At 72.4% G+C, this 19,756-nt stretch carries 16 protein-coding genes and 1 pseudogene; 10 read left to right on the top strand and 7 right to left on the bottom strand.

Annotated features, from left to right (window positions below):
• Positions 1 to 23 precede the first annotated feature (23 nt).
• On the bottom strand, positions 24 to 464 hold the full coding sequence (locus tag IE273_RS31335; RefSeq protein WP_189818541.1) for a DUF6643 family protein: 441 nt from the start codon (positions 462 to 464) through the stop codon (positions 24 to 26).
• Between the two features lie 294 nt (positions 465 to 758).
• Between IE273_RS31335 and IE273_RS31330 the strand changes: the two genes are divergently transcribed.
• Entirely contained in the window at positions 759 to 1,991 is a 1,233-nt protein-coding gene (locus tag IE273_RS31330; RefSeq protein ID WP_189818647.1) for a TerD family protein, read from the top strand.
• A 6-nt stretch (positions 1,992 to 1,997) separates the two neighbouring features.
• Here the strand turns inward: IE273_RS31330 and IE273_RS31325 are convergent, their stop codons facing one another.
• Entirely contained in the window at positions 1,998 to 3,191 is a 1,194-nt protein-coding gene (locus tag IE273_RS31325) for a glycosyltransferase (protein WP_189818540.1), read from the bottom strand.
• 39 nt (positions 3,192 to 3,230) lie between these two features.
• Between IE273_RS31325 and IE273_RS31320 the strand changes: the two genes are divergently transcribed.
• Both IE273_RS31320 and IE273_RS31315 read left to right on the top strand, forming a co-directional pair.
• A complete protein-coding gene (locus tag IE273_RS31320; RefSeq protein ID WP_189818539.1) occupies positions 3,231 to 4,016 on the top strand; it encodes a glutamate racemase in 786 nt (261 codons plus the stop codon).
• A gap of 105 nt (positions 4,017 to 4,121) precedes the next feature.
• A complete protein-coding gene (locus IE273_RS31315; RefSeq protein WP_189818538.1) occupies positions 4,122 to 4,667 on the top strand; it encodes a hypothetical protein in 546 nt (181 codons plus the stop codon).
• Between the two features lie 60 nt (positions 4,668 to 4,727).
• Here IE273_RS31315 and IE273_RS31310 read toward each other — a convergent pair whose 3' ends face one another.
• A complete protein-coding gene (locus IE273_RS31310) occupies positions 4,728 to 5,696 on the bottom strand; it encodes an O-antigen ligase family protein (protein WP_189818537.1) in 969 nt (322 codons plus the stop codon).
• Positions 5,697 to 6,045: 349 nt separating this feature from the next.
• Here IE273_RS31310 and lnt point away from each other — a divergent pair, with 349 nt between their 5' ends.
• The 4 genes from lnt to IE273_RS31290 all read left to right on the top strand — a co-directional run bounded on the left by lnt (position 6,046) and on the right by IE273_RS31290 (position 11,109).
• Positions 6,046 to 7,656, top strand: coding sequence for an apolipoprotein N-acyltransferase (lnt, locus tag IE273_RS31305; protein ID WP_189818536.1), 1,611 nt, complete (start codon positions 6,046 to 6,048; stop codon positions 7,654 to 7,656).
• A gap of 101 nt (positions 7,657 to 7,757) precedes the next feature.
• Positions 7,758 to 8,237, top strand: coding sequence for an NUDIX hydrolase (locus IE273_RS31300; RefSeq protein WP_189818535.1), 480 nt, complete (start codon positions 7,758 to 7,760; stop codon positions 8,235 to 8,237).
• A 54-nt stretch (positions 8,238 to 8,291) separates the two neighbouring features.
• Positions 8,292 to 9,113 (top strand): 3-hydroxybutyrate dehydrogenase, encoded by an 822-nt coding sequence (locus IE273_RS31295; RefSeq protein WP_189818534.1) that lies wholly within the window; start codon positions 8,292 to 8,294, stop codon positions 9,111 to 9,113.
• Between the two features lie 76 nt (positions 9,114 to 9,189).
• On the top strand, positions 9,190 to 11,109 hold the full coding sequence (locus tag IE273_RS31290) for a helix-turn-helix domain-containing protein (RefSeq protein WP_189818533.1): 1,920 nt from the start codon (positions 9,190 to 9,192) through the stop codon (positions 11,107 to 11,109).
• 84 nt (positions 11,110 to 11,193) lie between these two features.
• On the opposite strand, the gene IE273_RS31285 is transcribed toward IE273_RS31290, so the two are convergent.
• Together IE273_RS31285 and IE273_RS31280 are read right to left on the bottom strand one after the other, a co-directional pair.
• Entirely contained in the window at positions 11,194 to 12,570 is a 1,377-nt protein-coding gene (locus tag IE273_RS31285) for an MFS transporter (protein ID WP_189818532.1), read from the bottom strand.
• Positions 12,571 to 13,687: 1,117 nt separating this feature from the next.
• Complete coding sequence (locus IE273_RS31280) at positions 13,688 to 14,620, bottom strand: acetylxylan esterase (RefSeq protein WP_189818531.1); 933 nt, start codon at positions 14,618 to 14,620, stop codon at positions 13,688 to 13,690.
• Positions 14,621 to 14,653: 33 nt separating this feature from the next.
• On the opposite strand from IE273_RS31280, the pseudogene IE273_RS31275 reads away from it, so the two are divergent.
• Positions 14,654 to 15,789, top strand: a pseudogene (locus tag IE273_RS31275) (IS110 family RNA-guided transposase).
• Here the strand turns inward: IE273_RS31275 and IE273_RS31270 are convergent.
• Entirely contained in the window at positions 15,773 to 16,168 is a 396-nt protein-coding gene (locus tag IE273_RS31270; protein WP_189818530.1) for a hypothetical protein, read from the bottom strand. The pseudogene IE273_RS31275 and the gene IE273_RS31270 sit on opposite strands and share 17 nt — an antisense overlap.
• Positions 16,169 to 16,280: 112 nt before the next feature.
• On the bottom strand, positions 16,281 to 17,102 hold the full coding sequence (locus IE273_RS31265) for an AraC family transcriptional regulator (protein WP_189818529.1): 822 nt from the start codon (positions 17,100 to 17,102) through the stop codon (positions 16,281 to 16,283).
• Positions 17,103 to 17,173: 71 nt separating this feature from the next.
• Between IE273_RS31265 and IE273_RS31260 the strand changes: the two genes are divergently transcribed.
• Together IE273_RS31260 and IE273_RS31255 are read left to right on the top strand one after the other, a co-directional pair.
• A complete protein-coding gene (locus IE273_RS31260) occupies positions 17,174 to 17,992 on the top strand; it encodes a phytanoyl-CoA dioxygenase family protein (protein WP_189818528.1) in 819 nt (272 codons plus the stop codon).
• Complete coding sequence (locus tag IE273_RS31255; RefSeq protein ID WP_189818527.1) at positions 17,989 to 18,306, top strand: hypothetical protein; 318 nt, start codon at positions 17,989 to 17,991, stop codon at positions 18,304 to 18,306. Before IE273_RS31260 ends, IE273_RS31255 begins: the two co-directional genes overlap by 4 nt.
• The last annotated feature ends 1,450 nt before the right edge of the window (positions 18,307 to 19,756 follow it).

The following is a 19,756-nucleotide window of genomic DNA, read 5'->3' as shown; positions in this document are numbered from 1 at the left end:
ACGGACAGCCGGGGCGCGAGCGGTCAGTAACCGCGGTACTGCTGGTTGTTGTACGGGTCCTGGTAGGGAGCCGGCGCGGGCCGCGGCGCGGCCGGGCGCATGGCCTCGTACCCGTTGCCCGGCGCCATCGGCCGCTGCTGCTGCGGGGCCTGCGGACCGGGGTAGCCGCGCGGGGCGCTCGCCTGCTGCGGGATGTACGCCGTGGGCGCCTGCGCGAGCGGTGCGGGCTGCTGCGGCTGCGGGTAGCCGTAGGCGGGGGGCTGCTGCTGGGCCGGTGCCGCCGGGAGGGCGGGGAGGGCCGACGGCAGGGCGGGCAGACTGCCGCCCGTGTCGTAGGCGGCGGGGACCCGGATCGGGGCGATCTGCGGGGTGCCCCGCTCGGCGACGAGGGAGTCGTAGATCGGGGTCTCCGGGAAGGAGGCGGAGTAGTAGCCGCCACCATAAGTGGAGCGGGGGGAGGTCATGGCACATAAGTTAAGCCCACGATGTGCTGGTTGGGGAGACCGATAAGAGGGTTGTTTTCCGTGTCGGTAGGAGCCTGGGATCCCCAATACGAGCGAACTTGGCAAAAAGGGACGCCGATCCACGTTTGGATCACGTAAAGGCCGAGTTCGTCCCGGGTTACCGGCGGTTGACCGGCGATCTTCCTGTGCCGTTCGTGGGCGTGCGAGGCGCCCGGGATTAGGTTGTGCGGGTAGGGATGACACGGACGCGGGGCGAGACCCGGAAGCCGACACGTGATGGGGGCGGACATGTCAATGCCCAAAGGATCCAACACACCGGTGCCCGCCACGGGGCTGCGCGTCGAAGTGGGCTGGCGCTCCGGCCCCGGGGTCCCGGACGCCGACGCGTCGGCGCTGCTGCTCGTCGCCGGAAAGGTGCGCTCCGACGGGGACTTCGTCTTCTACAACCAGTCCGCCCACGCCTCCGGCGCGGTACGCCACGAGGGCAAGCGGACGGACGGCGGACTGGTCACCGACACGTTGTGGGCCGACCTCGCGCGCGTGGAGGGCGCCGTCGAACGGATCGTCCTCGCCGCCTCCGCCGACGGCGGAACCTTCGGGCAGGTCCCGGACCTCTACGTCGAGGTGACCGACGCCGCCTCGGGCCAGGTGGTCGCCCGCTTCGACAGTCCCGGCGCGACCGTCGAGACGGCCTTCGTGCTCGGCGAGTTCTACCGCCGCCAGGGCGGCTGGAAGTTCCGTGCCGTCGGCCAGGGCTACAGCAGCGGACTCGAAGGCCTGGCAACGGACTTCGGCATCACCGTGGACGAACCGCAGCACACCGCGCCGCCCACCGCGCCGGCCGCGGCCACCACCCCGCCGCGCCCCACCGCGGCCCCCGCCCCGCCGCCCCCGGCCCAGCCCGTCCGCCTCTCCAAGGTCACCCTCACCAAGGCGGCTCCCTCCGTCTCGCTGGCCAAGCAGGGCGGCACCGCGGGGGTGATGCGGGTGAACCTCAACTGGCAGACGCGCAAACAGTCCACGGGCTGGGGCCGGTGGGGCGGCGGTGGCGACATCGACCTCGACCTGTGCGCGCTGTACGAACTCACCGACGGCCGCAAGGGGGTCGTACAGGCCCTCGGGAACGCCTTCGGCTCGCTCCACCGGCCGCCGTACATCCACCTCGACGGCGACGACCGCACCGGAGCCGTGGCGGCCGGCGAGAACCTCACCATCAACCTCGACCACAGGCAGGACTTCCGGCGCGTCCTCGTCTTCGTCACCATCTACGAGGGCGCCCGCTCCTTCGCCGACCTGCACGCCACCGTCACCCTCCAGCCGCAGCACGGCGCACCCATCGAGTTCTCGCTGGACGAGTGCACCGTCGACTCCCCGGTGTGCGCGCTCGCGCTGATCACCAACACCGGCGGCGACCTCCTCGTCCAGCGCGAGGCGCGGTACCTGGTGCCGGAACGCGGATCGAGCCCGCAGCGGACCATGGACCGCGCCTACGGCTGGGGCATGAACTGGACGCCCGGCCGCAAGTGACCGGGCTCAGCCCTCGTCGGCCACGGCGTCCGGGCGGGCGTAGGTGCGGCCCTTCCACGCGGCCCCGCGCCCGCGGTAGTGCTGCACGGCCGAGTCGACCGTCATCAGCAGATAGAGGAACGCGGTGAACGGCAGCAGCGGGGCGAGCCACAGCGGCTGCCGGTAGTAGCGCAGCATCGGCACGTACGTCCCCGCCATCACCGCCCACGCCACGGCCCCGACGAGCGCGACCGCCCCGGTGCCGCCGGCCGCGCCCACGGCCACGGCGGCCGGCGGGACCAGGTACACCAGCGCGAGCCCGGCGACCGTACCGAGGAGCAGCGCGGGACTGTGCCGCAACTGCGCGTAGGCGCTGCGCGAGACCATCCGCCACAGGTCACGCAGCCGGGGATAGGGGCGCACGCTGTCCACCCGGTCGGCCAGTCCCAGCCAGACGCGACCGCCCGAGCGCTTCACCGCGCGCGCGAGCGCGACGTCGTCGATGACGGCGTGCCGGACGGCCTCCGGGATGCGCGCCTTCTCGGCCATGTCCGCGCGCAGCAGGACGCAGCCGCCCGCCGCCGCGGCGGTGCGCGAGCCCGGCCGGCCGATCCACCGGAAGGGATACAGCTGCGCGAAGAAGTACACGAACGCCGGGACCACGAGCCGCTCCCACAGGCTCGCCACCCGCAGCCGCGCCATCTGTGACACGACGTCGAAGCCGCCGGTGTCGGCCGCCGCCACCAGCCCACGCAGGCTGTCCGGCGCGTGCGCGATGTCGGCGTCCGTCAGCAGCAGGTATTCGGGGTCACGCGCGCGTGCCAGCCCGATGCCGTACCGCACCGCCCACAGCTTGCCCGTCCAGCCCGCCGGCGGCTCCCCCGGCGATCCCACCGTGAGCGGCAGCCCGCCGTGCCGCCGGGACAGCTCGCGGGCCAGGTCCCCGGTGCCGTCCGTACTGCCGTCGTCCACCAGGAAGACCTCCGCCCGCCCCGGATAGTCCTGCGCCAGCAGCGACGGCAGGCCGACGGGCAGCACGGCGGCCTCGTCACGGGCCGGTACGACCACACAGACCGACGGCCACGCGTCCGGGTCCCGGCGCCCCGGCAGCCGGACGTCCGTGCGCCAGAAGAAGCCCTGGCCCAGCAGCAGCCAGCACCAGGCGGCCAGTGATACGACGGTGATCCACAGGAAGGCGCTCACGGCCGCAGTCTGCCCCACCCGACCGGCTCACGAGGACGCATCGTCTATCGTGGCCGGGTGAAGATCGCGCTCATGGACTCCGGAATCGGCCTGCTGCCCGCCGCCGCCGCGGTACGTCGACTGCGACCCGACGCGGATCTCGTACTGTCGTGGGACCCGGACGGCATGCCCTGGGGACCGCGCACCCCGGAGGACATCACCGAGCGGGCCGTCGCCGTCGCCGCGGCCGCCGCCGCGCACGAGCCCGATGTCCTGATCGTCGCCTGCAACACGGCGTCGGTGCACTCCCTGCCGGCGATGCGGGCCCGCTTCGAGCCGGACCTGCCGATCATCGGTACCGTACCGGCGATCAAGCCGGCCGCCGCGGGCGGCGGGCCCGTCGCGATCTGGGCGACCCCGGCCACCACGGGAAGCGCCTACCAGCGCGGCCTGATCGAGGAGTTCGCCGCCGGCGTGGCCGTGACCGAGGTGGCCTGCCCCGGCCTCGCGGACGCCGTGCACCACGCGGACGACGCGGCCATCGACGCCGCCATCGCCTCGGCCGCCGCCCGTACCCCCGACGACGTCACCACGCTCGTCCTCGGCTGCACCAACTACGAGCTGGTCGCCGAGCGTATCCGGGCGGCCGTCCAGCGGCCCGGCCGCCCGCCGCTCATCCTGCACGGCACCGCCGGCGCGGTGGCCGCCCAGGCCCTGCGCCGGATCGGAGCGGACTCGGTCCCGGCCGCCGTCGCGGACACCACGCTCACGGTGCTGCTCAGCGGACGCGAGGCGACCCTCCCGGACACGGCGCTGTCCTACGAGGAGGGCCGCTTCCTCAAAGCCGTCAGCCCCGTGCGCTGACCTCCGCGGCACCGGCCCGGTCGTGCGGTCCGCCGTGCCCCGGCCGGGCCAGTCACCCCGCGCCGCGCCCTACCCGCGGTGCGAAACCTGAGTAACCTCGTAGACATGAGGGACCACCCCGACGCCGACGACACCCCGCGCCCGGACGTCTGGACGGGACGCGCCACCAACCGGGTCCAGTGGCTGCTCGCGCTGGTCGGTGCCGCCTGTATGGCGCTCGGCATCGAGCTGGCCGTCGACTCGGCCTGGGGCTCCGGCATCGCACCGCTCGTGATGTCCGTGGTGGGCTGCATCGCGGCCGGCCTGCTGGTCCTCTTCGGCACGCTCGCCTTCGTGCACGTCGACCTCAAGCTCGACAAGGAGTGCGTCGAAGTGCGCTGCGGGCACATGGGTCTGCCGCGCCGCCGCATCCCGCTCTCCCACGTGGCCGGCGCCGACTTCACCGCTCTTGTCACCCCCCGGCACTGGGGCGGCTGGGGCTACCGCTGGCGCCCCGAGAAGGGGACCGCGGTCGTCGTACGCCGTGGCGAGGGCATCGTGCTGCGCCTGTGGGACGGCCACACGTTCACGATCACCGTGGACAACGCGGAAACGGCGGTACGGGTCATCAGGGACCGCCTGCGGACGATCAAGCCGGGGACGGCGGCCTGACCCGTCGCGGCGTCACGCCCGCGCCGGCCGTCGGCACCCATGGCGCCCACCGGCCTCCGCTCAGAGTCCCGGCGTCGCCGTCTCGCCCGTCCACGGGCGGGCCGTGGCCCAGCCGGCCAGGAGGGCCGCGCCCGACGTGACCGTCGTGAAACCGAGGGCGTCGCTCACCGAGGCGAGTGCGGCCAGCGCCGTCAGGGCCGCGCCCGCGGTGACGGCGACGGGGGTGGGGCGCGGGCTGCGCCACAGCGCGTAGAGGACCCAGCAGAACACGGCGACCAGCAGGAACACCCCGACCAGGCCCTGCTCGACCGCCTGTTGCAGGGGAGCCGAGTGCGGTTTGCCGTCGGACAGCAGGGTCCGCGGTGCCCCCGGGCCCGGATCACCGAACCGGCCGGGTCCGATCCCGAGACCGCTGTGGCGGCCCGCGAGCCCGAGGGCGTCCCGCCACAACAGGACCCGGTGTGCGCTGAACCGCCCTTCGATCGCCCCGGTGAGGTGGCCGGGCAGCGCTTCCCCGGCGACCGCCCAGACCGCCGCCGCCAGGCCCGCCGCCACGGCCGTCCCCGCCGGCCACGGCCCCCGGCTGCGCGCCGAGCCGGCGGCGAGTGAGCACAGCAGGACCGCCATGCCGGCCACACAGCCCGCCGTCGACCCCAGCACCGCACCGGCCGCCACGACGGCGCAGGCCAGCGCCCGCAGCACCAGCCGGAGGGCCGGTACGGACGTCGCCCAGGCGGCACAGCACGCGGCCCCGGTGGCCAGCGTCAGGAGGGCGGCCGTGGCACCGGCGCGCCCGAGCGGGGCGGCGTACCAGGGACCGGGGGAGAGCGCGGGCAGCGTCACGGCGAGGGCGAGTCCCGCCGCGGCACCGGCGCCCGGCGCCGCCACCGGCAGCAGCGCACCGGAGACCCGGCCCGCGGCATACCCGGCGGCCACGGCGAGCACCGCGAGCAGCATGCCCTCGGGCCGCCCGTCGTCGGCCGCAGCGGTGATCAGCGACCACCCGGCGCAGCCCCCCAACAGGATCATGCCCGTCCCGTCGGAGGCGTTTCTTCGCGTGCTGTGGGCGTCCGCACCGTACGCACCGGTGGCGGACCCCGTCCCCGTCGACCCCACCCGTCGCCCCTCGTACCCGGTCCCCCGGCCTGTGGCAGGCCACGGCCGCGCGCCGGGTCCGGCCGCGCCGCCGAAGCTGGGCACACCGTAACGGCTCATGACCGGTTCGGGGACGTGCGCGGAGCAGCACCGCGATCCCGCGGCGTCGCGAGAACCACCCTCACCACGGGCGGGAACAGGCGCCGACCAGCGGCGAACGCCGGTCTACGGGGGCCCCGACCGCGCTGTCGGCGGTGACGTCACCCGCCGTACACTCACCCGGGTGACCGTCACCGCAACTTCCGTGGACCAGTCGGACCAGCTCCAGCCGCGCCGCACCTCCGGCGCACGCGGCGGCCGGCTGCTGCGCCTGGTCCCGGCCGTCGCCTCCGCGCTCTGCGGAGTGCTGCTCTACGTCAGCTTCCCGCCACGCCCCCTGTGGTGGCTGGCCCTGCCCGCCTTCGCCGGTTTCGGCTGGGTGCTGCGCGGCCGGGGCTGGAAGGCCGCCCTGGGCCTCGGCTACCTCTTCGGGCTGGGCTTCCTGCTGCCGCTGCTGGTGTGGACGAGCGTGGAGGTCGGCCCCCTGCCCTGGGTGGCGCTCGTCGCCATCGAGGCGGTCTTCGTCGCGCTGGTCGGTGTGGGTGTCGCCGCCGTCTCCCGGCTGCCCGCCTGGCCGGTGTGGGCCGCGGCCGTGTGGACGGCGGGCGAGGCGGCACGCGCGCGCGTGCCCTTCCAGGGCTTCCCGTGGGGCAAGGTCGCGTTCGGTCAGGCGGACGGCGTCTTCCTGCCGCTCGCCGCGGTGGGCGGCACCCCCGTGCTCGGCTTCGCGGTCGTCCTGTGCGGCTTCGGCCTGTACGAGGCCGGCCGGCTGATCGCCGAGCGGCGCCGGAACCGGGTCGTGCGACGCGCCGCCGCGACCGCCGCCCTGCTCAGCGTGGCGGTACCGGTGGTGGGCGCGGTCGCCGCCCGCGCGCTGGTGAGCGACTCCGCGGAGGACGGCACCGCGACCGTGGCGCTCATCCAGGGCAACGTGCCGCGCGCCGGGCTGGAGTTCAACGCCCAGCGGCGGGCCGTGCTCGACTACCACGCGCGCGAGACGCACAAGCTCGCCGCCGACGTCAGGGCGGGCAAGGTCGCCAAGCCCGACTACGTCCTGTGGCCGGAGAACTCCTCCGACATCGACCCCTTCGAGTACGCGGACGCCGCCGCCGTCATCGAGGACGCGGCCAAGGACATCGGCGTGCCCATCTCCGTCGGCAGCGTGGTCGAGCGGGACGGGAAGCTGCTGAACGAACAGATCCTGTGGGACCCGGTCAAGGGAGCGACGCAGACCTACGACAAGCGGCAGATCCAGCCCTTCGGCGAGTACCTTCCGCTGCGCTCGCTGGTCGGCGCGATCAACAAGAGCTGGACCGAGATGGCCCGCCAGGACTTCAGCCGGGGCACCGAGCCGGGCGTGTTCGGCATCGACGGCGCCAAGGTGGGCCTGGCCACCTGCTACGAGGCCGCCTTCGACTGGGCCGTGCGGGACACGGTCACGCACGGCGCGGAGATGATCTCCGTGCCGAGCAACAACGCCACCTTCGACCGCAGCGAGATGACCTACCAGCAGCTCGCCATGTCCCGCATCCGCGCCGTCGAGCACAGCCGCACCGTGACCGTGCCGGTGACCAGCGGGGTCAGCGCGGTCATCACGCCGGACGGGCGGATCACCCAGAAGACGGGCATGTTCGTGCCCGCCTATCTCGTCCAGAAGGTGCCGCTGCGCACGTCCACGACGCCCGCCACCGAGCTGGGCATCCTCCCGGAGATCGCCCTGGCGCTGGTCGCCGCGGGCGGGGTCGGCTGGGCGATCGGGTCCGGACTGCGCGCCCGGCGCGCCGGTGACGCGTAGCCGTGGCTGTGTCGTACGCGTGCCGTACGACCGCCGTATGACCGTCATACGACCCCGGAACCGGCCCTGACGCGGCACACCGGCCCGCTAGGGTCGGGATCATGGCTACTCCCGATTTCATCCGTACGCTCAGGGCAACCGCCGGTCAACAGCTGCTGTGGCTCCCCGGGGTCACCGCGATCGTCTTCGACGACGAGGGCAGGGTGCTGCTCGGCCGGCGGTCCGACACACGCAAGTGGTCGGTGATCGGCGGCATCCCGGAGCCGGGCGAGCAGCCCGCGGCCTGTGCGGTGCGGGAGGTCTTCGAGGAGACGGCGGTGCAGTGCGTCGCCGAGCGGGTCGTCCTGGTCCAGGCGCTGGAGCCGATGACCTATCCCAACGGCGACGCGTGCCAGTACATGGACATCACCATCCGCTGCCGGGCCGTGGGAGGCGAGGCCCGGGTCAACGACGACGAGTCGCTGGAGGTCGGCTGGTTCACGGTCGACGCGCTGCCTGAGCTGCATGAGTTCGGGCTCTTCCGGATCAAGCAAGCCATGTCGGATGCACCCACATGGTTTGACCCTATGGCTGCCAGCTGAAGTATGGGTGGTCACCACATGTGGTGACCGTGGGGCTCCGCTTAGGGTCGGCACATGACCTCGCCCACCCCCCCTCCGGGGCCCGGCCCCCGATCCCAGCCCCTCAGCCTCGACCTCGGCGGCCGCACCGCCCTCGTCACCGGTGCCGCCAGTGGCATCGGCCGCGCCTGCGCGCTGCGGCTCGCCGCCGCCGGGGCCGAGGTGCGCGCCGTCGACCGGGACGCGGCCGGCCTGGCCGAGCTGGCCCAGCAGGCGGAGCGGACCGGCGACCTCGCGGGCACCGTCGTCCCCGTGGTCGTGGACCTCACCGACCTGGACGCCGCCGAACGCGCCGCCGCCGGCACCGATGTGCTGGTCAACAACGCCGGCCTGCAACTCGTGCGGCCCATCGAAGAGTTTCCGCCCGAGGTGTTCCACACGGTGCTCACCGTGATGCTGGAGGCACCCTTCCGCCTCATCCGCGGCGCCCTCCCCCATATGTACGAGCAGGGCTGGGGCCGGATCGTCAATGTGTCCTCCGTCCATGGTCTGCGTGCCTCGGCCTTCAAGTCCGCCTATGTGGCTGCCAAACATGGCCTCGAAGGGCTGTCCAAGACGGCCGCCCTGGAAGGCGCCGCCCATGGAGTGACCTCGAACTGTGTGAACCCGGCCTATGTGCGCACCCCACTGGTCGAGAAGCAGATCGCCGACCAGGCACAGGCCCACGGCATCCCCGAGGACCGCGTGGTCTCCGAGATCCTGCTGAAGGACAGCGCCGTGCGGCGGCTCATAGAACCCGAGGAGGTCGCCGAGGCCGTGGCCTACCTGTGCAGCCCGCAGGCGTCCTTCGTCACCGGCACCTCGCTCGTCCTGGACGGCGGGTGGACGGCCCACTGACCGGCCCGGCGGCACCGGCTCCGGGAGTTTTCCACAGGGCTGCCGGGCCGGGTGGCCCATACGGAATCCTGTGACCATGTCCCGCGATCACTTGCAGTCGGCACCCAGCGGCAGCGCCGAGGCCCCGTACCTCGGCCTGCTGGCCCGCGACGCCTCCGTCGAGGCCTACGAGCAGCCCGTGCTGCGCGCCCGAGCCGAGGGCGAGCCGGCCGACCGCATCGCCGCGCTGGAAGAGGCCAGACTGCTCGCCCTGCGCGTACGCGCGGAACTGGAGGGCCGCCGGCGGCGCGAGGCGGAGCTGTCGGCGCTCTTCGAGACCGCCCACGACCTGGCCGGACTCCGCGATCTGGACGCCGTCCTCCAGGCGATCGTGCAGCGCGCCCGTTCCCTGCTCGGCACGGACGTCGCCTACCTCAGCCTCAACGACCCGGCCCGCGGCGACACCTACATGCGGGTCACGGAGGGCTCCGTCTCCGCCCGCTTCCAGCAACTGCGCCTCGGCATGGGAGAGGGGCTCGGCGGCCTCGTCGCCCAGACCGCGCGGCCGTACGTCACCGACGACTACTTCCAGGACGGCCGCTTCCAGCACACCCTCACCATCGACGCCGGCGTCCGCGACGAGGGGCTGGTCGCCATCCTCGGCGTCCCCCTGATGCTCGGCCCGCACGTGATCGGCGTCCTCTTCGCGGCGGACCGGCGCGCGAGGGTCTTCGAACGCGGGCAGATCGCCCTGCTCGGTTCCTTCGCGGCGCTCGCCGCGGCGGCCATCGACACCGCCAACCTGCTCACCGAGACCCGCGCCGCCCTGGCCGGCCTGGAGCACGCCAACGAGATCATCCGCGACCGCAGCGCCGTCATCGAGCGCGCGTCCGACGTCCACGACCGGCTCGCCGAACTCGTCCTGCGCGGCGGCGGAGTCCACGACGTGGCCGCCGCCGTCTCCCAGGTCCTCGCCGGAACCGTCGAGTTCACCGAGGCCACGGCGGCACCGGCCGAGGCGCTGGAGGCCTCTCGCGCCGAGGGGCACGCGGTACGGCACGGCAGCGACTGGATCGCCGCGGTGGCCGCCGGCGGCGAACTCCTCGGCGCGCTGGTCCTGCGCGGACACCCCGGCCTCGACCCCGTCGACCAGCGCACCTTCGAGCGCGCGGCGATGGTGACCTCCCTGCTGCTGCTCGCCCGCCGCTCCGCCGCCGAAGCCGAACAGCGCGTGCGCGGCGAACTCCTGGACGATCTGCTGGACGCGCGCGACCGGGACCCACGACTGCTGCGCGAGCGCGCCAGCCGTCTCCAGGCGGACCTGGACGCCACCCATGTCGTCCTCGCCGCCCGCCTCGACGGCCCGGCGGCCGACGCCGACGAGGAGGCCGCGGCCCGCCGCCGGCTCTGGTCCGCCGCCTCCCACCTCGCGGCCACCCGGCACGGCTTGGCCGCGGCCCGCGACGGCGGCACGGTCCTGCTGCTGCCCCTCGGCGCCGGCGACACCGCCACGGACGTGGCCCGCCGCACCGCCCGCCATCTGGGCACGGCCGTCCACCAGCCGGTCACGGTCGGCGCCTCCGCACCCGTCACCGACCTTGCCGGGCACCCCGAGGCCGTGACCGCCGCCTACGCCGAGGGCCGCCGCTGCCTGGACGCGCTGCACCTGCTGGGCCGGGCCGGGGACGGCGCGGCGGCCGAGGACTTCGGCTTCCTCGGCCTGCTCCTCGCGGGCGAACGCGACATCGCCGGGTTCGTCGAGCGGACCATCGGCCCGGTGGTGACGTACGACGAGCGGCGCGGCACGGAACTGCTGCGGACCCTGGACGCCTACTTCGAGGGCGGGATGAGCCCGGCGCGCACCAAGGACGCGTTGCACGTCCATGTGAACACGGTGGCGCAGCGGCTGGAGCGCGTGGGCCGCCTGCTGGGCGAGGACTGGCAGACACCCGCGCGGGCCCTGGAGATCCAACTGGCCCTGCGACTGCACCGGCTGGCGACCCCGGGACGCCACTGACCGGCCCCCGCGCGGGGGCCGGTCAGGTCGGTACGGTGCCGGCGAAGGCCGGTCGGCACGGACGCGGGAAGGCGACGGCGTCGCTCAGACGGTGCGTGCCTCGGCGGCCGGGCTCGCCTCGGAGGTGTCCTCGTCCTCACCGTCGATCTGGGCCAGATCGCGGTGCCGCGTCTCCCGCCCGAGACCTACCGCGATCAGGGTCAGCACGGCGGCCGCGATCACGTACAGCGCGATCGGGGTGGAGTCGCCGTAGTCCTTGAGCAGCGCCGTGGCGATGAGCGGGGCGGGCGCGCCGGCCGCCACGGAGGCGAACTGCGCGCCGATGGAGGCGCCCGAGTACCGCATCCGCGTCGCGAACATCTCGGCGAAGAAGGCGGCCTGGGGCGCGTACATGGCGCCGTGCAGCACGAGTCCCACGGTGACGGCGAGGATCAGGTACCCGAACGAGCCGGTGTCCACGAGCGCGAAGAAGGGGAACATCCACAGCCCGACACCGGCCGCGCCCAGCAGGTACACGGGGCGCCGGCCGACCCGGTCGGACAGCGCGCCCCAGGCCGGGATGACGGCGAAGTGCACGGCCGAGCCGATGAGCACGGCGTTGAGCGCGGTCTGCTTGGAGACGCCGGCCGAGGTGGTGGCGTAGACGAGGATGAAGGCGGTGATGACGTAGTAGCTGATGTTCTCCGCCATGCGGGCGCCCATCGCCACGAGTACGTCCCGCCAGTGGTGCCGCAGCACGGAGACGAGCGGCAGCTTCTCCTGTACGCCGTCCCGCCGCGCCTCGGCCCGCTCCAGCGCCTCCTTGAAGACGGGCGATTCGTCGACAGACAGACGAATCCACAAACCGACGAGCACGAGCACACCGGAGAGCAGGAACGGGATCCGCCATCCCCATGTGCCGAAGGCGTCGTCGGACAGTACGGCGGTGAGCAGCGACAGCACACCGGTCGCGAGCAACTGCCCGGCCGGCGCGCCGGTCTGCGGCCACGAGGCCCAGAAGCCGCGCCGCCGCGCGTCCCCGTGTTCCGACACCAGCAGGACGGCACCGCCCCACTCGCCGCCGAGCGCGAAGCCCTGCACCAGCCGCAGCACGGTGAGCAGCACGGGCGCGGCGCTGCCGACGGTGGCGTGCGTGGGCAGCAGACCGATGGCGAACGTGGCCCCGCCCATCAGCAGCAGGCTGAGCACCAGCAGCTTCTTCCGTCCCAGCCGGTCACCGTAGTGCCCGAAGACGAGCGCTCCCAGCGGGCGGGCCGCGAAGCCCACGGCGTACGTCAGGAACGACAGCAGCGTGCCGACGAGCGGGTCGGAGCCCGGGAAGAACAGCTTGTTGAACACCAGCGCGGCGGCGGAGCCGTAGAGGAAGAAGTCGTACCACTCGATGGTGGTCCCGATGAGGCTGGCGGCGACGATCCTGGGGAGACTGGCAGGGGGTGGGGGAGCGGTGGTTCCGGAGGCCATGTGCGCCACTTCCTCGTGTGCGGTGGGGACGGGTACGTGTCGGCACACCGTAGAAACATGCAGGTCAGCCGCACATGTGGTGGGGCAACATAGTTCAGGGGGCGGCTATGCGTGCGGCCACCATGCCGGGCCAGGGAGGGCTGCTTCAGGGGCCCGGAAGCGGTCGAGACCAGTGCTGTCCGGAATGCGTATTTAAGGGGTGTTTCGACGGTGCGGTGCTGACTCCCGTGCTGACTTGGTGCTGACTACGCTGCGTTGAACCAGAATCTTTCGGACCGTTGCATCGCCTCCACTGGGCGCGGGAGAGGTTGTGCTGGCCCTGGAGAACGATCGGCGTACCGTTCCCGATCGTGCGGGTGCCGGACCGGGCTTCGGCCGGTAGTCCGAGGACGGGCTCGATGACGACGCTGGCGAGCGGCTGGCTGCTGTCCCGGGACGCAGCCTGAAGCCGAAGCCTGTAAGGTCTGCCCTCCTGGTCGGGCTGTGCGGCGCCACATGGCACAGGTTGTAGACACTGTCAGTCGGTGCCCAGGTCGGTCCACGATGAGCGCGTAAGGGGTTTCAAGGTGCCTGACGCGGTACGTCTCCGCGTACCGGATGCGGGCTTCTTCCATGGCGGCTTCCCAGCGGATGCGCTTCTGGCGTGCCGCTTCGGCCTCCTCCTGGCGTCTGCGTCAAGTGACTTCGCCGCGAAGCGTGACCTCCCGTGCGATCTCGGCGAGCTGCTCTTCGAGGGGGCGGGGAGCGCCTGGTGGACCTGCCAGACGCAGCGCACCGCGATGGGGTTGATCGCGGGGCCGGAGAGTCTCCCCTAGACGTTGGAGAGGGAGGGGCGCAGGGTGCGGGGGTGGATGGCCGCTGCCAGGACGGTGTTGACGAGACCGAGGGCGTCGTCGGTGCTCGGTTGATCGGTGTCAGAGCGCGGCAGGTTGAGCCCGTGCGATGGCGTCGAGCGGGGACCGTCGGCTGCGGTCAGGCGTGATGCGATGCTGTCGCGTCCCGAAGACCTGGCAAGGCGGCTCCGAGGGCGGTCACCGGCACGACGGCCTGACCGCCCCGCGATGACGCGTTCCGTCCAGGGAAGGGGACCGGCGCTTGCGCGGCCGGCCCCTTACCCCTACTGCCGCGGAGCCAGCCCGCGTTCGCGCAGCCACTTCAGCTGCTCCGCCGTGTTGAAGCCGAAGCCGTCGCCGTGGTCGGCGAAGGGCCACGCGGTCATGGTCCGGTCCACCCCCGCGTAGTGGTTGAAGGCGGCGTAGACGGTGGGAGGCGGGCATGTCGGGTCCATGAGGCCGACGCTGAACAGTGCCGGCGCCTTCGCACGCAGGGCGAAGTGGACCCCGTCGAAGTAGTCGAGTGTCGCGAAGGTCGCCTCCACGCGGTGCGGACTGTGCCGGCGCAGGTATTTGGCGAGTTCCAGATACGGACCGTCCCCGCTGGTCCGCGCCGCGTGGCGGAAGTGGCACAGGAAGGGGACGTCGGCGAGCACCGCCGCCACTCGGTCCGGGACGAGCCCGCCGACCGCGAGGGCCAGGCCGCCGCCCTGGCTGCCACCCGCGACGATGACCCGCCCGGCATCCAGCCCGGGCAGTTCGGCTATCGCGTCCACGGCGCGCACACAGTCCGTCATGAGCCGCCGGTAGTAGTGGTTGTGGGGTGAGTCGATGCCGCGGGTCATGAAGCCTTCGACCCATTGCGTGCCGTCGCCCCCACTGTGGTCCGGAGGTGGCGTGGCCCTGACCCGGCTGTCGACGACGAGTTGGCCGTAACCGGCCGCGGACCACAGGAGGTGGTCGGTGGGCAGCCCGCGGCCGGCGCAGTAGCCCAGGTAAGTGACGACGACCGGCAGTGGCCCTTCGGCCCCGCGCGGGCGCAGCAGCCAGGCGGCCACCGGTTCGCCGTTCCAGCCGGGGAAGCGGACGTCGTCCACGTCGACGGTGCTCAGCAGATACCGGTCGGTGACCCGCTCGGCCTTCACCGCTCCGCCTCGGGCGCGTGCTTCGGCCAGGGTCTGTTGCCAGAAGGCGTCGAAGTCCTCCGGCGGGGACATCTCCGGCCGGTAGGCGAGGAGTTCGTCAGATGCGTGGTGATCAACCAGGACGGTGAACGGCTGCTGTCCAGCCGGGTCCTGAACGACGAATCGGCCCTGCTGGAACTGATCGGTGACGTCCTGGCACTCGACGAGGACGTGCTGTGGGCGGTCGATCTCAACGGCGGCGGCGCCGCCCTGCTGATCGGCCTGCTGCTCAGCCACAGCCAGCCGATGGTCTACATCACCGGCCTGACCGTGCACCACGCCTCGGCCTCTTACCGGGGCGAGGGCAAGACGGACGCCAAGGACGCCTTCATCATCGCCGACCAGGCCCGCATGCGCCGCGACCTCGGCCCACTGCGGCCCGGCGACGAAGGCGCCGTCGACCTGCGCACTTTGACCACTCGCCGCACTGACCTCGTAGCCGACCGCACCCGCCAGATCAACCGGCTCCGCGCTCAACTGCTGGAGATCCGGCGTTGGAACGGTCTCTGGACCTGACCAACAAGGGCCCTGTCATCCTGCTGACGGGCTACCAGACACCGGCCGCGATCCGCCGCAGCGGGGCCAAGCGCATCGCGACGTGGCTGCGCAACCGCAAGGTCCGGGGTGCCGCCACGCTGGCCGGGGCGGCGGTGGAGGCGGCCGAGGCCCAGCACACGTCCCTTCCCGGAGAGAAGCTGGCCGCCGCCATGGTGGTCCGCCTTGCAAAGGGGGTGATGGCCCTCGATAAGGAGATCGCGGAAGTCGATGCCCTCATCGAGGCCCGGTTTCGGGAGCACCCACACGCCGAGGTAATCCTCAGTCTGCCCGGCATGGGCAAGACGATGGGAGCTGTGTTCATCGCGGCTACCGGCGGTGACATGGATGCCTTCAGCAGCGCCGACCGGCTCGCCGGCTTCGCCGGCCTGGCGCCCGCACCGCGTGACTCCGGCCGTGTCAGCGGCAACCTCCGCCGACCGCGCCGCTTCCACCGCAGCCTGCTCAACGCGATGTACCTGTCCGCGCTCTCCAGCCTGAAGAGCTGCCCGGCCTCCAAGGCGTACTACGCGCGCAAGCGGGCTGAAGGCAAGGGACACAAACAGGCACTGCTGGCGCTCGCTCGCCGCCGCCTGAATGTCCTGTGGGCCGTGATCCGCGACAGAGCGTGCTACCAAGCCACACCACCTGTCACGGCAGCGGCTTGACATCAGCATTGGGAAGCTCCTTCGAGGGTGGGAGGTGTCTCACGTGCCGGGGGTGGGTCGGGGCGCCGTGGCTGGAGTGGTGGCCGGTCTCCCTCGGGGGGCCGTACTCGCCGTTGCCGTACTGTTCGTTGCCGACCTCCCCGTACTTAACGCCGTAGTGCTTGGTGACGTTCGCGTACTGCACCCAGGAGGCCGCCTCCTGCGGCATCCCGGTGCCGTAGTTCACCGTGATGGTCGGCTGCGCGCCTGCCGCACGCGTCGTTCCCATGAAGGTGCCGAAGCCGGTGCCCGGGGCGAGATGACCCCCGCCCTCCTCGGTGCCGGTCTGCCCGGGGTAGACGTCGGCGACGCTGCCGCCGGGGTGACGGACGCTCCCCACGCCTTCCGCTGAGGAGCAGGCCCGGGATGCCGGAGCGGGGCATGTCGGGGTCGTAGACCGCGACGTTGGTGCCGACCCCGGTGGTCCTACCGATGCGCTTCGACAGACCGGGTCAGTTCGACCGACGGGCCTGTCCGGATGATCGCCCGTGGGCGGACCCCGCTGTCTCACGAACGGCTCGGGGTGACGCTCCCAGCTCCCGGCGGCAGGCCTTGTTGAAGGCCTGGAGGTCGGGGATTCCCACCGTGGCGGCGATCGCGGAGACGGAGAGGGTGGATTCGCGCAGCAGGTGACGGGCGCGTGCCAGGCGGCGCTGACGGATGTAGGCGACGACGGTCTCGCCGGTGGCCGCGCGGAAGAGCCGGGTGAGGTGGTTGTGGGAGATCCCGGCGGCGCGGGCCACCTCCGGGACGGTGAGGGGGTCGGTCAGCCGGGACTCGATGTAGGAGATCGCGGCGGTGACGGCCTGGTGCGGGCCGTCCCGGGGGCCCTGCGGGGTCGGCGGGGTGAGGTGGCCGACGCGCCACAGGGCGGCCCAGACCTCGGCCGCGGCCCGGAGCGGGGCGCTCGGCCAGGCCGCGACGGCCTGGAGCATCAGGGCGGACAGTATGGACAGCTCCGGTCCCGCGTCCTGCACGACGGGCACCGTGCGGAGCGCGCCTCCGGAGGACAGGCGCAGGTGGGCGTACAGGTGCTCGGAGCGGCCCCGGTAGCGGTACCGGACGGTCGTGGCGGGCGGTATGAGGCTGACCCGGCCGGGTCGGATGACATGGGGCGTGCCGTCGACGGTGAGGTCGGCCTCGTACCGGTACAGGTGCAGCTGCCACAGGTCGGGCAGGCGGAAGACGTCGGTGTGCCCGGCCGGTCCGTGGACGCCGACGCCGACGTTCGCCACGACCGGCGGCTCGTCCAGGCACACCACGGTCTCAAGCATGGTGAAAACCTACCAGCGGTGGTGAGCCGGACCCACGCGCCCGACCCCATGCCTTCCCTAGCGTGGTGCACATGTCGACAACCAGAGAGCATCTGCTCAGCTCGGTGCGGATGGCGCACTTCGTCGCCCACGGGTCACTGCGCCTGGACGCCGTGGTGCCTTCGGAGTTGAACGCCGAGGCCATGGAGGTGTTCGGCGCCGGAATCCCTCCGGTGCCGTACGGCACGCCGGTCACCGAAGCCTATGCCGAGGGGTCCCTCATACGCCGGCTCATCGACCTGCCGGAGGTGGCGGGCGCGCTGCACAGTCTCGTCGGGCCCGATCCGAACATCGACCACCACTTCGTCCACGTCCGGGAGCCGCACGAGGGCCGGGCGCAGCCGCTGCACGCGGACGCGATCATCGACGCACGGACCGACGCGTTCGACGTGCAGCTCATGTACTACCCGCAGGATGTGACGCTGGAGATGGGCGGCACGCTGAGCGTGCCCGGCAGCCATCTGCGGCGTACGAACGAGAGCGACACCGGCCGTTACCAGAACCTGCGCGGCCAGCACCGACTGGTCTGTCCGGCGGGCACCGTGGTGTTTCTGCACCACGGCCTCTGGCACGGTGGGCGGCGCAACGCCAGCGACACCCCGCGCTACATGTTCAAGATCCGCTTCAACCCGACCGTGCGGCAGCGGCGGCTGTGGGACACCTCGGACCTGGCGGACCCGGGCGTGGCGTCGGAACTGAACACCGTCTTCCCCTGGTACGAGCCGGCGACCGGTCGCCTGGAGCTCTACAACCGCGTCCTGCTGTGGCGGGCGCTGACCGGCGAAGCGGACTTCGACCTGGACCACTGGGTCACCCGCGTCTCGAACCGACCGCAGGAGGTGCCCGCATGACCGCGACCAACCCCACCCCGGCCCCGATCTCCTCGACCGTCCGCCAGCAACTTCTGGTGCTGTACCTGGGCACGTCCGCACTGGACTCCGACGTCATCGGCTGGGCACTCTACGACGGTACCGGCCGCACATGCCCCACCACGGGCGACAGCGACGAGCCTCCCTACGCGACGGGCGTGGCCGCCCTGTGCGACGGCTGGCGCCTGATCCAGGCGTCCCAGCTGATCCCGCCGTATCCGGGGCACGAGTACGACGTGTCGTTTCTGAAACACGAGTTCTTCTTCGAGAAGTTCGTGGACCTTCACGACGTCTGACGGCTCCCGCGCCGGACGGTGTGCGGCCGGGCCGGCGGGTTTCCGGGAGTGCCCCGCCTACGCCCCGACGGCGCGATCAGTGCCGTGAGAACTGGACCCTGGTCGGTCGCACGACGTTCGGCCGCGGCGCGATCCCGATGATGGTCAGCCAACCGTTTCCGGTTCGCGCCGTCGCTCGGTTCGCGCCGTTCGCCGCTGCCCCCACGTCGGCGGCTCGGCCGCGGCCCGCCCCGTACTCCGTTCACCTGCCGCGATCCCGTACACGACCGGCACCCCGACGGAGCACGAGGGGACACGTACCCTGCTGCGGCACGATCACGCACCTCGACCGGGACGGACGCACCCGCACCACGCTGCCCAGGCCGTCCCGCGTACACGGGAACGTGCCCCCCACGGCCGCAGCACCCCACCGCATCCCGAACGGACCAACTAGGCGGCAACCAGCAGAACTTGGACCCGAACCGGGTCAGCCTCTACCGTGAGCACAGCGCCTCCGTGCGCTTCACGGCCCTCGCGGCGCTCGGCCAAGAGAATCCGGGAGGGCCTCTTGCATGCCCTTCGTCGGCAAGGTGCCACCCGAATTTGCACCTCATCGTCGGCAGGCACGCTTACCGCTCTCGTCGGGGCGAAGCTGCCCAAACTGCCCTACTCGTAGGCGTTTTCAGTTCGGACGAGTGTTTTGATCGGGTGGTCGCGGGGCCCTTGGCACATGCGGGAAGGGCCTCCTGAACAGCTCGTTGGTGCCGAATGGCCGAGCAATACCGGGAGATGCCGGGTGCCGCAGAGGGGCCCGGCAGCCGCGCTGCCCGACGGACATGACGGATGAGGAGTGGGCGGTCGTCCGGCCGCTGCTGCCGGTGCCGGGCTGGATGCGTGGCCGGGTGGCCGGCCCGGAGGCACGCCACCGCGCGATACTCGAGGCGATCCGCTACCTGGTGGCTTCCCCAGTCCCGCCGCCCTCGGCCGACTCGCCGCCGCCCTGGCCGAAGTCCACGGCGAGTGGCAGGTCTGCGACCGCCGCCACCTCTCCGAAGCCTCCATGGCCGCTCTCTCATGACGCGACCGGCTGCGGGCGACCGCCAGCCCTCCCCGCAGTGGGAGCCGAAATCAGCTCGACCCGTAACGACGGCGTACGGCGGGACGCCATCCTTGTGGGCCTGCGGCGTCCCGCGTGCCCGCGCCGCTTTCACGTGACGGCATGCTCTGCGTTCGCGCACGTCGGTGCGCACGGCTTGGCGTGTGGCGCGGCCGGCCCCTTTTAACGCACTCCGCCTCATCGCGTCCGCAGCGACACGCTGCTGGGCGGGGTGAGCGGGTGTCAGGGAATCACCTTGATGGCCCAATGGTATGTCAATCTGCTTATTACTGAGGGGATTTGCTGTGCCGCCGGCCGCTCGGGAGCGCGGCGTCCGGGTGTCGTGGGCACCCCATTCGGCCCCCTGGAACCAGA

Source organism: Streptomyces olivaceoviridis, from assembly GCF_014650115.1.
Classification (GTDB): domain Bacteria; phylum Actinomycetota; class Actinomycetes; order Streptomycetales; family Streptomycetaceae; genus Streptomyces; species Streptomyces olivaceoviridis.
The sequence above is the reverse complement of the archived record's forward strand: the minus strand, read 5'-3'. Positions and strand labels throughout refer to the sequence as shown.